Here is a 14,305-nt window from a genome sequence, read left to right on the forward strand (position 1 = left end):
TGTGGTGCCGACCCGGAAGCGTCGAGGGGCGATTCGTGTACGAATTGACGAGCTGGTTGTCCGGTACGGCCGACCCACGGACGTTTCCCTACCCGACGGTGCTGCGCGAATTCCACCGGGTCGGCAAACACTTCGTCGAAAAGAAACTGCTCGCCGTGCTCGACGAGACCCGGGCGAGAATGGCCGGTACGCCGGCGGTCACCGGCGACGACGGGACCCGGCTGTTGACCGACTTCCTCGACGTGGCGCTCGACAAGTGGGACGGCCGCTACGACTACCGCAGCTACCTGGCCCTGCGCCTGCTGCGGCTGCCCTGCGGGGCGGCCGACCCGCCCCCGGCCGGGGACGACGTCACCGCGCGACGCGCCCGTGACCGGCTGATGGTCCGCCTGATCGCCGACGCGGTGGCCTTCGAACTGGCCGCCGCCTCCGGCGCCACCGACCTGCTCCCAGAGCAGCGTCCAGGGCCGCCGGTGGTGACCAAGCGCTGCCGGCTCGGCGTCCGGGCCGCCTTCCCCGCACTGGACCGCCTCGGCCTGGCCGGGGCGATCACCGGCGAGCCGGCGACCGCCGCCGCCGCGCTGCACGGCGCCGCCGCCGGCCTCGACGCCGACGGGGACCCTCCGCTGCGGCTGAGCATGCTGCCGGTCCACGTGACCCACGACGAGTACCTGTTCATCCGGGTGCTCCAGGCGTACGAGTGTCTCTTCGCCGGGGTCGCCGACGAGTTGCGTGCCACCATCGCCGCGCTGGCCGGCGTCGACCCCCGCCCGGCGGCCGACCGGCTGGGACACGCCCGGGAGCTGCTCGCCACCGCAGGTCCGCTCTTCTCGCTGCTGGCCACCATGCGGGCGGAGTCGTTCCGGACGTTCCGGCAGTACACCGAGGGAGCCAGCGCCATCCAGTCGCGCTCCTACAAGCTCGTGGAGTCGCTCTGCCGGACGCCCGAAGAGGGCCGGTTGGACTCGGTCGCCTACCGGTCGGTGCCGGAGGTGCGTGCCGCGGTGCGGGCCGGCCAGCCGACGATCGACGAGGCGTACCGGTCGGCCGTGCGTGCGGGCAGGCTCGACGGCGCGGAACGCGCGCTGGTGGCGCGGCGAATGGAGGCGTTCGCCGGAGCCCTGTCGCAGTGGCGGCGCACCCACCATCGGATCGCCGCCCGGATGCTCGGTCCCCGCTCGGGCACCGGCTACACGGAGGGCACACCGTACCTGGCGGCGGTCCGCGCCGTACCCGTCTTCACGGCCGTCACCACCGACGCCCGCCCGGTCGACCCGGTAGGGAGCCGCACCACGTGAACCGATCCGACCCGACGCCCGGACCCGTCGAGCCCGGGTGCCTCGACACTGCCACGCACGCCGCGCTGCGCGCCGAATTCCCGCTGCTGCAGACGTGCGTCTACCTGAACAACAACTCCACCGGCGCGGTGCCGAGGGGCGCCGAGCGGGTGCTGCACGACTACTGGGAGACGCTGCGCACCTGGCGGGACGACGTGTGGCAGGGCTGGCACGTCGGCCTCGACCGGTACGCCGACGCGGTGGCCGCCCTGATCGGCGCACCGCCGGGCAGCGTCGTCACCGACGCGAACCTCAGCGCGCTGCTCGCCCGGGTGGCCTCCTGCTTCGACTACCGCCCGCCGCGCGACCGGGTCGTCACCACCGACCTGGAGTATCCGACGGTGCCGTTCGTCTTCCGGGCGTTCGGCCGTTACGGCGCCCGCCTCGACGTGGTCGGCGCGGGCGGGCCCCACCTCGACCAGGACGCCCTGGAGGCGCGCGTCGACGAGCGGACGCTGCTGGTCTGCGTGTCGCACGCCAGCTTCACCTCCGGCGCCACCGTCGACCTGCCCCGCCTGGTCGCCCGGGCCCGCGACGTCGGCGCGCTGGTGGTGGTCGACGCCTTCCAGACCGTGGGGGTGGTGCCGCTGGACGTCACCGCCCTCGGCGTCGACGTCGTTCTCGGCGGCGCCCACAAGTGGCTCTGCGGCGTCGGCACGGCCTTCCTCTACGTCCGCCCGGACCTGGTGCCGGAGTTGGCGCCGGCGGCCACCGGCTGGCAGGCCGGCGACCGGGCGCTGACGTTCCAGCCGTCCACCGGCTGGGCACCCGGTGCCCGGCGGTTCGCCGGCGGCACCCCGTACCCGTTGACCTCCCTGGTCTCGCAGGTCGGCCTGGACCTGTTGGCCGGGATCGGCACCGACACCATCCGGCGGCACTCGCTTGCCCTCACCCAGCGGGTCCTGGATCGGGCCGGCGAGGCCGGGATCGCGGTGGCGAGCCCGACCGCGCCGCACCGCCGCGGCGGCGTGGTGTGCCTGGACGTTCCCGACGGCGAGGCGGTGAAGCGGCGGCTGGCCGCCCGCGGCCTGATCTGCAGTTGGCGCGGCTACCTGCGGGTCGGCCCGCACGTCTACAACACCCTCGACGAGGTCGACGCGTTCATGGACGCGTTGGACAAGGAGCTGCACCGGTGACCGTCACCCTGTCCCCCCGGGCCCTGATGAGCCTGCTCGCCAACGGTCCCAAGGCGATGGACGTGCTGGAGACGGCGTTCGGCATGGGCCTGATCGACGCGCTGGAGCCCGGGCCGGTCCGCCTCGACGCGCTGGCAGCCCGGCTCGGGGTACGCCCGCTGCGGCTGTACAAGTTCCTCGACTGTCTGGAGAGCCTGGGCTTCGTGACGCGCGACGAACCCGACGACGACATCGGCGCCACCAGCTACCGGGCCGTACCGGGGCTGCGCCACGCGATCGCCGCGGTGGTCGGCCCCGGCGCTGTCGAGCGTGACCGGGACCGCTACCCGTGGCGGCGACTGCACGGCCGGCTGCCGGAGAGCCTGCGCGGCCAGGTCAGCATCGGCGACGACGACTTCGCCTGGCCGCCGAAGACCGACGCGCAGACCGCCGACTTCGAACGCAGCATGGCGGTCGGGCTGGGACCGGTGATCGAGGCGGTGCGGCGGCACGCCGACCTGCTGTGGTCGGACCGGCGCCGGTTGCTGGAGGTGGGCGGCGGCGACGGGACGCTCGCGGCGCACATCCTGGACACCGCGCCGGGCCTGCGGGCCGACGTGTACAACCTGCCGGCGGTGGCGCCACTGGTGGCGGCCACCCGGTCGGCGCGGGGGCACGCCGAACGGCTGGGGTTCGTCGGCGGCGACTTCCTGGCCGAACCGCTGCCCCGCGGGTACGACGCGATGTCGTTCGTGCGGGTGCTGCACGACTGGCCGAACGAGGTGGCCCGCCGCCTGGTGGAGCAGGCGTACGCGGCGCTGGAGCCGGGCGGGCTGTTGCTGATCTGCGAGGAGTTCCGCACCCCGGACCGGCTGGCCATGCAGTTCTTCTGGAGCTACTTCCTCATCGGCGTGGACAGCTGTGTCAGCCGGCTGCGCGAGGCGGAGTTCTACACCAGGCTCCTCACCGACGTCGGCTTCGAACGGGTGGGGATGCTGCCCGGCGCCTGGGAGCTGGTGGTCGCGTACAAGCCGGCCCCGGCCGCCTGACACGGCCGGTCCGGCAAGGGCGGCTCCGTCCACTGGGGAGGATCGGGGCCGCGAGCACTGGCCTGCGCCCTGTACCGTGTGACGCACCCCTGGCAGAACCGCCCGGCGCCCTCGGCCCGGGCAGACGACATCTGACGTGAGGGCGCGCATGACGGCCGCCGACTTCGGCGTCGACCCGAGCACCGCGACCGACCCGGAGCAGTACGTCATGCTGCTGCGTCGCGTCCGCGACCAGTCGGGCCTCGCATATCGTGAGATCGCCCGCCGCGCGCAACGCAACGGGGACGTGCTGCCGGCGAGCACCCTGGCGACGATGCTGGGCCGGTCGACGCTGCCCCGCCGCGATCTGGTGTCGGCGCTGCTGCGGGCCTGCGACGTGCCGGACGACCGCGCGTCGGCGTGGCTGGCGGTCTGGGGCCGGCTGGCCGCCGCCCGTGCGGCGACGACGCCGCCCAGTCGGGAGCGGCCGTCGGGCCGGCCCGGACACTCCCCGGTCGGTCCGGTCGCCCGCGTCACCGGTCCGAGCGGTCCCGTCGCCGCGCCCGACACCGACGGTGGCGGGCCGACGTCCCACACGCAGCGCTCCGCCGCCCTCCGCCTGATCCCGGCAGGCGGCGGAATCGGGTCGGCCGGCCGGGAACCGGGGCGGGCCGCCGCGTCCGGCGGGGGGGGGCGGGACCGGACCGTGTTACGGGGTCTGCCGTCGCCCGCCGTCAGCGAGCCGCTGCCGGAACAGGGCGGTTCGGGGGCACCGGTCCCCTATCAACTGCCACCGGCGCCGCCGTTGATGACGGGCCGCTCGGCAGAGGTCGGTCGGCTGCTCGCGGCGACGCAGGCCGACGCCGCGGTGTGCCTCCTCGAAGGCGCCGGCGGGGTCGGCAAGTCCGCGCTCGCCCTGCACGTGGCGCATCGGATCGTGGGGCGTTACGGCGGCGGTTGCCTCTACGCCGACCTGCGCGGGGCCACCGACGGCGTCGCGGCGGCCGACCCCGCGGACGTGCTGGGCCGGTTCCTGCGGGCGCTGGGCGTGCCCACCGTCCCCGCCTCGCTCGACGAGGCTTCGGCGTTGCTGCGCACCTGGACCGCCGGGCGGGGCGTGCTCGTGGTGCTGGACAACGCCGCGTCGGCGGCGCAGGTCCGACCGCTCCTGGCCAGCGGGCCCGGGTGCGCCACGATCGTCACGAGCCGGTGGGTGCTCGCCGACCTCGACACGACGGCCCGGATCCGCGTCGACCCGTTGTCCGACGACGCGGCGCTCGACCTGCTCACCGGGCTCACCGGTGCTCACCGCGTGCAGGCGGAGCCCGCCGCGGCCACGACGGTGGTCCGCCGGTGCGGCGGCTTGCCGCTGGCGTTGCGGATCGTCGGCGCCCGCGCCGCGGCCCGGCCCGACGCCTCACTCACCGGCCTCGCCGAGCGGATGGACGACGAGGGCCTGCGGCTGGACGTCCTGGAGGTCGGTGACCTGTCCGTACGGGCCAGCCTGCACCTGGGCTACCAGGTGTTCGGAGACGCGCGACAGGGCGAACGCCGGCAGGCGGCCCGGCTCTTCCGGCTCGCGGCGCTGCCGGACTGGACGCACCTCACGCCGTACGGCTGCGCGGCGCTGGCCGACCTGCCGGTCGCCGCCGCCGAGCGGGCCCTGGACGCCTTGACCGACGCGCACCTGATCGAGTCGGCCGGGGGTGGCCGGTACCGGTTCCACGACATCGTCCGGCTCTACGCCCGGGAGCGGGCGCTGGCGGTGGACGACCCGCACCACCGGGAGGCGGCCCTCGGCCGTCTGACCGCGTGGCTGCTCGCGGTCACCGTCCGCGCGGCGCGGCTGCTGTATTCGGACGAGCGGTTCGGCATCGACGAGCCGACCGGCCCGACCCGCCCCGGCCCGCCCCTGTGCGACACGACCGACGCGTGGGCCTGGTTCGAGCGGGAGCACACCAACCTGTTGCTGGTGGCCCGTCAGCAGGCCGCGGCCGGACGGACCCTCACCGGGGTCCGCGACCTGGCCCTCGTGGCGGCCAAGTTTCTCGACTACGCCGGACACATCGCCGAACAGCAGCAGTTCGGCCACCTCGCCGCCGCGGCGGCGAGCCGATGTGGCGACCGCTCGGGCGAGGCGGCCGGCCTCAACATCGTCGCCGTCGCGCTGCTGCGCCAGGGCCGGCTCGAGCAGGCGATTCCCATCCTGGAGCGGTGCCTGGTCGTCCAGCGCGCACTCGGCGACCGGAGCCGGGAGGCCGCCATCCTGAACAACCTCGGAAACGCTCTGCGCGACAGCGGCGACCTGACCGGCGCCCTGCACCACCTGCAGTCGGCCCTGGCCATCCGGCGACAGCTCGGTCACCGGCACAAGGAGGGGTCGGTGCTCGACAACCTGGCCCTGGTATACCAGCGTCTCGGCGACCACTCCCGGGCCATCGCCTGCCACGAGGCGGGACGCGCCATCGCCGACGGCGGCACCGATCCGCTACGCGAGGCACAGGCGCTGGTCAACTTCGCCGAGACACTGCACGCCTGCGGTGACCATCGGGAGGCGATCGCCCGCGCGACCGAGTCGCTGGAGATCTGCCGACGCTACGAGCACCGGCGGGGCATCGGCCTGGCGCTCCAGATGCTCGGCAACGCCCACGCGGGCCTCGGACACCGCGCCGTGGCCCGCCGACACTGGCGGGAGGCCCTGGACCGGCTCGACGGACTGGACCCGCAGGCGTGCGACCGCCTGCGCGCTGCCCTGGCGCCGGACACGACCCCCTGACCGCCGCTGACGGGCAACGCCCTCCCGGGTGTCGGAGCCACCCGGAGGTCCAGGCAGGTCGGGCAGCGTGCCGGCCCTCGCCCTGCTCAGCAACGTATCCGTGGAGGCAGCCGAACGTCGGCGGGGCCGTCGCGGTCCAGGTAGGTCGACTCGGCGAAGGTCAGGAAGCGCTCCGCGTCGGCCGCGGTCGAGGCCAGGCCGAAGGAGACGCGTACCGCCCCGCCGGTCGGCAGCCCCAGTGCGGCGAGATGCTGGTCGATCGTCCCGGCGTGGGCGAGATCCGTGCGGCGCAGGGAGCGCCGGCTGATCCCGAAGGCGGCCTCGGCCGCGCCCGGGTTGCAGAAGCAGCCCGTACGCAGGGCGAAGCCGGCCGCCGACGACTCGAACGCGACGAGCCGCTCGTCGACGAGCGAACCGTCCGGGTAGCGGAAGTTGAACGCCACGGTGCCACCCCGGGCGTCGCCCGTCGCGGGCCCGTAGACACCGACGAGTGGCCGGCCGTTGCGGTGCCGCAGCGCGGTCAACTGCTCCAGCAGCCACCCGGTGAGCAGGCCGACCCGGGTGTGGACGAGGTCGACGCCGATCGAGTCGAGCCAGCGCAGCCCGAACTCCACGTCGGGAAGGCTGAGGAAGTTGAGCGTGCCGTCCTCGAACCCCGACTCGTCAGCCATCGGCTGGTGCCAGTCGCCCTGGACGCTGACCGCCCGGATGGTGCCGCCGGCGAACCAGGGGCGGCGCAGCCGGGCCAGCGCGTCGCGCCGGGCGAGCAGCGCCCCCACCCCCGTGGGATAGCCGAAGAGCTTGTAGAAGCTCAGGCAGACGAAGTCCGGCCGCACGGTGCCCACGTCCAGCCGGTTCGTCGGGGCGAAGGCGGCGGCGTCGAGCAGCACGTCGTACCCGTGCCGGCGGGCCAGGTCCACCCACTCCAGCGGATGCTGCACGCCGGTGAAGTTGCTCTGTGCCGGATAGGCGAGAAGCCCCGCGGGGCCGGACCCGCGCCACCGGGGGCGGCCGGTTGGCCCACGTCGGCTGGCGGTCAACGCGGCGATCAGGTCGGATTCGGCCACGCGCAGGTCGGGGCCGGCCAGCGGCACGTAGCGGACCGGGGCGCGGGCCGCGCGCGCGTACTCCCGGATGCCGTTGACGGAGTTGTGGTTGTCCCAGGTCAGCACGAGCGGGCGGTCGCGGCCGAAGTCGTACGCCTCGCCCACCAGGCGGCAGGCGCCACTGGCGTTCGGGGTGAAGACGACCACGTACTCGGCCGGGTCGGCACGGAAGAAGTCGAGCACCGCGCGGCGGGCCGAGGCGACCAGTGTGCCGGTCGCCTCGGAGGTGGGGTTCTCCGAGTGTGGATTGCTGTACGGGCCGGCGAGCAACCGGTCGTGGTGGGCGACGATCTGTGCCCGCGCGGCCACCCCGGCACCCGTGTAGTCGAGGTAGACACGACCGTCGCGGTCGAGGTGCCGATACTCGGTGGCGCGCAGGTGGTCGATCCGGGCGGTGCTCGCGTACCCGGCGGCAGCGGCGAGGCGCACGCCGGCCGCGGACGCGTGGCCCTCAGCCATCAGGTCGGTTGCGGTCGGACCGGCCCAGGGCACGCCGGTCGAGTTTGCCGTTGGGCAGGGTGGGCAGCCGGTCCACCCGCTCGAAGACGGTGGGCACGGCCACGGCGGGCAGCCGGTCGAGCAGGTGTGCGCGCAGTGTCCTCTGATCCACCGGTTCGGCGCAGACCACGTACGCGACACCCTGGTAGGGGACGGCGACGGCGGCGAGGAGCACCGCCGGGTGGGACATGAGGGCATGCTCGATCTCGGCCGGTTCGACGCGCATGCCGCCGATCTTGAGCTGCTCGTCGACGCGTCCGTGGTAGCGGAGCAGGCCGTCGGCGCCCAGGCTGACCCGGTCGCCGGTGCGGTAGACCGGACCTGCGGTGACCACTCCGGGCGAGGAGATGCACAGCTCGCCGTCGTCGATCGAGATCGTCGTGCCGGGGATCGGGCGGCCGATGGGCACCGGGTCCTCGCCCGCCGCGCACCTGTGCACGGTGCTCCAGACGGTGCACTCGGTGGGGCCGTACTCGTTGTAGAGCGCCGCGTGGGGCATCCGCTCGTGGTGCAGGTCGACCAGGCCGGGCGGGCAGCTCTCCCCCGCCACGATCACGGTGGTCAGGCTGGGCACCGGCGAGCGCAGCACCAGCCGGTACAGGGACGGCACCATCAGCGTGTGGGTGGGCCGGTGCGCGGCGCCGGCCCGGACCAGCGCCCGCACGTCGAACGGCCGGTCGCTCGGGATGACCAGCGTGCCTCCCGTGCACAGCGTCCAGTAGATGCCCGCCACGGAACTGTCGAACGAGATGGACGAGCACAGCAGGAACCGCTGCGGCGGGACGCCGTAGTATTCCAGCCGGGCGTCGGTCGAGTAGCTCAGTGCCGCCCGCGACACCGTCACCGCCTTCGGCTGGCCGGTCGAGCCGCTGGTGAAGAGGGTGTACGCGTCGGGCCCGTCCCGCCAGCCGCAGCGGGCCGGGCGCAGCGACGCCAGCAGCTTCTCGGTGAGCGTCACACGGGCGCCGCTGCCCGCTGTCATCAGCTCACGGCGGGTCGCGGGGAAGGCCGCGTCGACGGGGACGTAGCGTGCTCCCGCCCGAAGCACGCCGAGCATGGCCACGACGGCCCAGCACGACAGCCGGGTGTGCACGACCACAGGCTCTCCGATGGCCACTGCCCGCCGCTGGAGGTGGACGGCGACCGCTGCGGACAATCCGTCCAGGTCCGCGTACGTCAGGGCCTGCTCGGGATCGACCACGGCCGGCGTCTCCCGGCGGGAGCGCAGCTGGGTGGCCAGCGCCTCGGTGATCATCGTCGTCCGGCCACGACCGGCATCCGCTTGATCCCGCCCAGCCAGTTCGACCGCACGCGCTCGGCCTCGCCGGCCGGTTCGAAGGACGCGAAGGTGGCGAAGAGTTCCTCGAAGAAGACACGCAACGTCAGCCTGGCGACGGCCGCCCCCAGGCAGTAGTGCCGCCCGTCGCCGAAGGCGAGGTGCCGGTTCGGGTGGCGGTCCGGGTCCAGCGTGTCGGGGTTGGCGAAGACGTTCTCGTCGCGGTTCGCCGATCCGAGCCACACCACCACCGCGTCGCCCGCCGCGACGCGTACGCCGCCGACGGTGGTGTCCCGCGTCGCCAGGCGCATGAAGTGCCCGGCCGGGGAGGTGAACCTCAGCGCCTCCTCCACCACGCCGCCGACCCGCTCGGGTCGCCGGGCCCAGTGCGCGTAGTGGTCGGTGCGGATCAGCTCGGTCAGGGCCGCGCGGGGCACGTGCGGGATGGCGGCGCTGCCACCGAGGAGCAGGCTGTAGCAGTTGGCCACGACGGCCCCGGGGCGCAGCGGCATGGCCGCCAGCAGGTCCACCAGGTCGCCGCGTGGACGCCGGCGGTGCTCGAGCACGAGGTTGACCAGGTACGCGAACAGTTCCCGGTGGCCACGGTCGAGGGTCGCGGACGGGCCGTCGGGCAGCGCGACGTCCGGGTCGTGCTCGGCCACCGACATGGACACCCATCGGGACAGGGCGGGCCAGTCCGCGGCCGGGATGCCCATCAGGGGCCCCAGGAAGGCCAGCGGCAGGGCGGAGGTGAGTTCGGCGAAGTCCAGCACTCCGTCGGCGGGACGGAGCATCTGCCGCACGAAGGAGCGGATGGCCGGCGCGTGCCGGGCCACCGCGCGCGCGGTCATCTGGCGTTGCAGCGGGCCTCGGACGAGGCCGTGCCGTGGCGGGTCGGTCGCCGCGAACTGCTGGTTCCGCGCCGGCTCCGGGCGGCCGAGCATGGTGAGCATCACCCCGCCGGTGGAGGTGAACCTGGCGTGGTCGGTCAGGACGGTCCGGGCGTCGGTGTAGCGGGTGACCGCCCAGAAACCCGACCTGCCCTCGACCGGCTGCCAGCCGACGGGATCCCACCGGCGCAGCGTCCGCCACGCGGCGTGCGGGTCGCCCGCAGCGTGCAGGGCGGGGTCGGCGAGGTCGGTCCTGCCCGGGGGCCGGGTGTGGAGGCACGGCGGGGTTCTCATGCGGCCAACACCTCGTCGACCAGCTCGGCGATGGTCGGCTTGAGGAACAGCACCGCGGCGTCCACCTCGACGCCGAACTGCTCGTAGAGGTCCATCAGCAGGTCGGCGGCGAGCAGCGAGTCGCCGCCGAGGGCGAAGAAGTCGTCCTCGACACCCACCGGTGTGACGTTGAGCTTCTCGCTCCAGAGCCGGGTCAGCATCGACTCAAGCTCGCTTCGCGTCGGCACGGACATCCTCCCAACTGTCGATGAATCGCCGGGTCAGGGCCCGCATCGCGGCCTCCCCGTACGAGCGGCGGTACCGCAGGCAGGCGGTGTAGCCGCCGCCGGCGCCCGGTTCGAGCCAGAACGCCAGCCCGTTGACGGGCAGCACCGGCCCGCCCAGGCCGAGCCCGGCAGGGATCGTCAGCGGCTCGATCCCGGCGTTCTCGGGCACCTGGATGACCTCGAACTGGGCCAGAGCCGGTCCGCCGTGGGCGAACAGCGCGTCGGCCTGCGGCACCTCGTCCAGCAGCGCCGGAAACGGAATTTCGTGCGCGTACGCCTCGGCGAACGCGCGGTGCACGGCACCCACCGTCGGCGTGCCGAGCCGCACCGGCAGCACGTTCATGTAGAGCCCCACGGTGTCCCAGTCGGACCGCTGCCGGCCGTGGGTCAGCACCGGGACGACCGCCTCGCCCGGGCACAGCGGGCCGAGGGCCCGCGCGAACGCGGTGAGCAGGACGACGAACGGTGTGCTGCGCACGGCCCGGGCGACCGTTGCCGCCTGCTGCCGGGTGATGCCGCTCGGCGTCCTGATCTCGGCCGTGCCGGTGTCGCCGCCCTGGCCCGGGGCCAGGGTCGGCACGTCTGCGAGCACCCGGCGCCAGTACGGCAGCGACCGGTCCACCCGGCCGGGCGCAGGGGCGGACGCGCTGCCGTGGTAGGCGGGGGCCGGACCGGTCGGCGGTTTCAGCACCTCGCTCAGCAGCAGCCGCATCGACCACGGGTCGGACACGGTGTGGTGCGCAACCAGCAGCAGCTCGCGACCGGCCAGGTACGCCCAGAGCAGGCACCGCGCGTCGGGCGGGTACCGGCCGGCGGCGGCCGCCGCCCACACGTCGTCGACCGTGCGCAGCGGGACCGGCCCCTGACCGAGGACGGGGTGCCGGGCCACGACCGCGTCCAGGGCTCGTCGCAGGGCGGCCGGGTCGGGCTCGGCGGGCAGCCGGGCCCCGCCCAGCGCGACGAACCGTTCGGTGTCCGCCGGACCGCCCGCCCAGGACAGGATGTGCTGCGCGTACGGCTGGTCATCCACCTCGTACACCTCCCATGGCCTTTCCGGCCGGATCGACCGGCGACCGCCCGTGCGGCGCCGGGAGTCTCGTCGGCGGCTGCCCGCCGTCTGGCGCGACGGCTTCGTCGGGCAGGTCGCGCCACCGCCGCAGCGGCGAGAGGTAGAGCAGCAGGCCGGATGCCCACACTCCGGCGGCGGCGACCCACAGCGTCGGCCGCACCCCCAGCCAGCTGCCGAGCAGGCCGCCGGTCAGGGCGCCGACGGGCATCACCCCGAAGATCACCCACCGGACCGACGCGGTCATCCTGCCCAGCAGGTCCGGCGGGCAGACCCGCTGCCGGTAGCTGATGGCCGCAGCGTTGTAGATGGCGAACACCGCGCCCAGCCCCGCCATGCCGGCCGTGTAGGCGATCGGGCCCCAGCCCGGCTGCGCGGCCGGTACGAGCAGCACCGTCCAGCCGAGCCCCAGCGGAGCGATCCAGATGATCCGGGCCGTGCCCACCAGGCGCGCCAGCCGCGCGGAGACCAGGCCGCCGCCGATCCCGCCCAGCGTGGTCAGCGCCAGCACCACACCGACCATGTGCTCGCTGAGGCGCAGGTCGCGCACCAGGTACAGGACCGCCAGCGCGAAGATCATCTGGCTGAAGAGGTTGAGCGACGCCGAGGCCGCCACCAGTCGGGGCATGATCGGGTGGCGGAACACGAAGGAGAGTCCCGCACCCAGCTCGCGGCGGAAGTTCCGACCCCGCGCCACGGCCGGCGGCTGCTCCGGGCGGCGGAGCAGCAGGAGGGACAGGGCGTTGACCACGTAGGCGAGCGCGTCGACGCCCACGGTACGCGCCACACCCAGCGCCGACACCAGCGCGCCGCCCACGCCGTAACCGGCGATCCGCGAGACCGAGTAGGTGGTCGTCAGCTTGCCGTTGGCGTCGAGCAGTTGGTCGCCGGCGACGACCGACGGCAGGAAGCTCTGATGCGCGGTCTCGTAGAGCACGGTGCAGACGCTGGAGAGCAGCGCCACGATCCACAGCTGCGCCATCGTGACCCAGCCGGCCCACGCGCCGACGGCGACGGTGGCCACCAGCCCGGCCCGCGCGAGGTGACAGACCACCATGACCCGGCGTTTGCGCATCCGGTCCACCCACACCCCGGCGGGCAGGGAGAGAAACAGGTAGGCGACCATCCGGGTGGCGGCGAGGACGCCGACCTCGACGGCGGAGGCGTCCAGCACGGTGACGGCCAGCAGCGGAATGGCCAGCATCGAGACGGCGTCGCCGACCTCGCTGAGGGTCCGACCCGACCACAGCACCATGAAGTCACGGTGTCGCCACAGGCTGTCGCTCATGCCGGTTCCTCGACCGCCCGCAGCAGGAGGTCGGTCATGGTGGTCAGGAAGCGTTCCACCTCGGCGCGTCCGTACCCGCCGCGCATCACCCGCAGGGTGAACTGCACGCAGGGGTGCACCCAGGCCATCAGGTAGAAGCTGGCCCCGCTGTAGGCGCGGGGCGGGAGAAACTCGACACGCCGGGGCGCCACCTCGGACGGCTCGGGATCGGCGTCGGCCGGGGCCGGGATGAAGGTGAAGAAGCTGCCGTGGTCGAAGTCCATGGGCGCGACGGCGAACGGGTCGTACACGCCGTGCTGCATGGCGCGCAGCGCCGCGACGTTGACGCCGCGGGCCATCGGGGGCAGCGGCCCGTCGGGGTCGCAGGCGGCGAGCATGGGCACCCACTGCGTCATCGACGACACCAGGCGCCGCACCGTGGGGTCCAGCCGGTTCGAGGCCAGCTGCCACAGCAGCTGGTCCGTCCGGCCCGTGGTCGCGGCCAGCGCCTGCGCGTAGACCGTGAGCAGCAGGGTGGGCACGGTGATCCGCAGGCGTCGCGCCGCGTCGCGAACCACGCCGTACGGAATGCCGGTGTGAGCGCGAGCCCGCACCAGGGAGCCCCGGGACACCGGAACCCGCGGCGCGGCGGCGATGGTCCGCCGACGATACTCGCCGGCCGCGATCAGCCTGGCCCGGAATTCGTCGGCGCGTTGGCGTTCGGCCACCTTGCGGGGCGTGGGGGCGTCGGCGAGACGGTCACCGCGCAGCAGGGCACGCAGGTCGGACTCCAGGATCCGCACGGCCGCGCCGTCGGCCGCGAGGTGGTGGATCACCAGACGGAGCTGCGGCGATCCACCGTCGTCGGGACTGTGCAGCCAGGCTCGCCACGCCGGCTGGGCGGCCAGGTCGAACGGCTCCCGTACGGACGCCTCGGTGAACCGTACGGGCGGGTCGCGCAGGACCACCTGCCGCACCGCGTCGGGCTCGTCCGCCGGCCGGTAGACGGTGCGCAACGACTCGTGTCGCGCGGCCAGCGCGGTGAGCGCCTGGCGTACCTGCTCCGCGGCGGTTCCGGCTGGCAACGACCAGACCAGATCCTGGTTGGACTCCCACAACTGCTCCGGAGGGCGCACCGAGAGGGCTCGCCACATGGAGCGCTGACCCATGGTGAGCGGGTAGCCACCCTGACCGTGCATGACTCCTCCAGCTTTCGAGGGGGTGGGTGGTCACCTCGGGTGACCACCCACCGTGGTTCACGGATCTCAGGCAGTGCAGTCGTCCTTACGCATCGCCCGCACCTCCTCTCCCGAGAGCGGTCGGCTTCCCTCTCCGGAAGTGCGGTCGGATCCGGAGGCGCGTCGCCGACGTGATGGAACGTCAGGG

11 protein-coding genes are annotated in these 14,305 nt (G+C 74.0%); 4 read left to right on the forward strand and 7 right to left on the reverse strand.

The window, feature by feature from the left end:
• The first annotated feature begins 35 nt into the window (after nucleotides 1–35).
• The 4 genes from GA0070606_RS01435 to GA0070606_RS01450 all read left to right on the forward strand — a co-directional run bounded on the left by GA0070606_RS01435 (nucleotide 36) and on the right by GA0070606_RS01450 (nucleotide 6,256).
• Nucleotides 36–1,298, forward strand: a complete 1,263-nt coding sequence (locus tag GA0070606_RS01435) for a tryptophan 2,3-dioxygenase (RefSeq protein WP_176737187.1) — start codon at nucleotides 36–38, stop codon at nucleotides 1,296–1,298.
• A complete protein-coding gene (locus GA0070606_RS01440) occupies nucleotides 1,295–2,473 on the forward strand; it encodes an aminotransferase class V-fold PLP-dependent enzyme (RefSeq protein WP_091094689.1) in 1,179 nt (392 codons plus the stop codon). The genes GA0070606_RS01435 and GA0070606_RS01440 overlap by 4 nt, the downstream gene beginning before the upstream one ends.
• Nucleotides 2,470–3,501: a methyltransferase gene (locus GA0070606_RS01445; protein WP_091094690.1), complete on the forward strand. Its 1,032-nt coding sequence runs from the start codon at nucleotides 2,470–2,472 to the stop codon at nucleotides 3,499–3,501. The genes GA0070606_RS01440 and GA0070606_RS01445 overlap by 4 nt, the downstream gene beginning before the upstream one ends.
• A gap of 136 nt (nucleotides 3,502–3,637) precedes the next feature.
• Nucleotides 3,638–6,256, forward strand: coding sequence for an ATP-binding protein (locus GA0070606_RS01450; RefSeq protein WP_141721496.1), 2,619 nt, complete (start codon nucleotides 3,638–3,640; stop codon nucleotides 6,254–6,256).
• A gap of 86 nt (nucleotides 6,257–6,342) precedes the next feature.
• On the opposite strand, the gene GA0070606_RS01455 is transcribed toward GA0070606_RS01450, so the two are convergent.
• Genes GA0070606_RS01455 through GA0070606_RS01485 form a run of 7 tightly spaced genes read right to left on the reverse strand, consistent with a single transcriptional unit; the run spans nucleotide 6,343 to nucleotide 14,118 of the window.
• Nucleotides 6,343–7,821: an aminotransferase class V-fold PLP-dependent enzyme gene (locus GA0070606_RS01455; RefSeq protein ID WP_091107128.1), complete on the reverse strand. Its 1,479-nt coding sequence runs from the start codon at nucleotides 7,819–7,821 to the stop codon at nucleotides 6,343–6,345.
• On the reverse strand, nucleotides 7,814–9,115 hold the full coding sequence (locus GA0070606_RS01460) for an amino acid adenylation domain-containing protein (protein ID WP_091094692.1): 1,302 nt from the start codon (nucleotides 9,113–9,115) through the stop codon (nucleotides 7,814–7,816). Before GA0070606_RS01460 ends, GA0070606_RS01455 begins: the two co-directional genes overlap by 8 nt.
• Nucleotides 9,112–10,320, reverse strand: coding sequence for a cytochrome P450 (locus GA0070606_RS01465; protein WP_091094693.1), 1,209 nt, complete (start codon nucleotides 10,318–10,320; stop codon nucleotides 9,112–9,114). The genes GA0070606_RS01460 and GA0070606_RS01465 overlap by 4 nt, the downstream gene beginning before the upstream one ends.
• Entirely contained in the window at nucleotides 10,317–10,547 is a 231-nt protein-coding gene (locus GA0070606_RS01470; protein ID WP_218105928.1) for a phosphopantetheine-binding protein, read from the reverse strand. Before GA0070606_RS01470 ends, GA0070606_RS01465 begins: the two co-directional genes overlap by 4 nt.
• Complete coding sequence (locus GA0070606_RS01475; RefSeq protein WP_141721498.1) at nucleotides 10,525–11,616, reverse strand: condensation domain-containing protein; 1,092 nt, start codon at nucleotides 11,614–11,616, stop codon at nucleotides 10,525–10,527. Before GA0070606_RS01475 ends, GA0070606_RS01470 begins: the two co-directional genes overlap by 23 nt.
• Nucleotides 11,609–12,940, reverse strand: a complete 1,332-nt coding sequence (locus tag GA0070606_RS01480; protein WP_091094696.1) for an MFS transporter — start codon at nucleotides 12,938–12,940, stop codon at nucleotides 11,609–11,611. The genes GA0070606_RS01475 and GA0070606_RS01480 overlap by 8 nt, the downstream gene beginning before the upstream one ends.
• Nucleotides 12,937–14,118, reverse strand: coding sequence for a condensation domain-containing protein (locus GA0070606_RS01485; RefSeq protein ID WP_091094697.1), 1,182 nt, complete (start codon nucleotides 14,116–14,118; stop codon nucleotides 12,937–12,939). Before GA0070606_RS01485 ends, GA0070606_RS01480 begins: the two co-directional genes overlap by 4 nt.
• Between the last annotated feature and the right edge of the window lie 187 nt (nucleotides 14,119–14,305).

This window comes from Micromonospora citrea, from assembly GCF_900090315.1.
GTDB lineage: Bacteria > Actinomycetota > Actinomycetes > Mycobacteriales > Micromonosporaceae > Micromonospora > Micromonospora citrea.

Coding starts and splice junctions, on each gene's coding strand:
- GA0070606_RS01455 (WP_091107128.1), bottom strand. CDS start 7,821: ATGGCTGAGGGCCACGCGTCCGCGGCCGGCGTGCGCCTCGCCGCTGCC.
- GA0070606_RS01460 (WP_091094692.1), bottom strand. CDS start 9,115: ATGATCACCGAGGCGCTGGCCACCCAGCTGCGCTCCCGCCGGGAGACG.
- GA0070606_RS01465 (WP_091094693.1), bottom strand. CDS start 10,320: ATGAGAACCCCGCCGTGCCTCCACACCCGGCCCCCGGGCAGGACCGAC.
- GA0070606_RS01480 (WP_091094696.1), bottom strand. CDS start 12,940: ATGAGCGACAGCCTGTGGCGACACCGTGACTTCATGGTGCTGTGGTCG.
- GA0070606_RS01485 (WP_091094697.1), bottom strand. CDS start 14,118: ATGCACGGTCAGGGTGGCTACCCGCTCACCATGGGTCAGCGCTCCATG.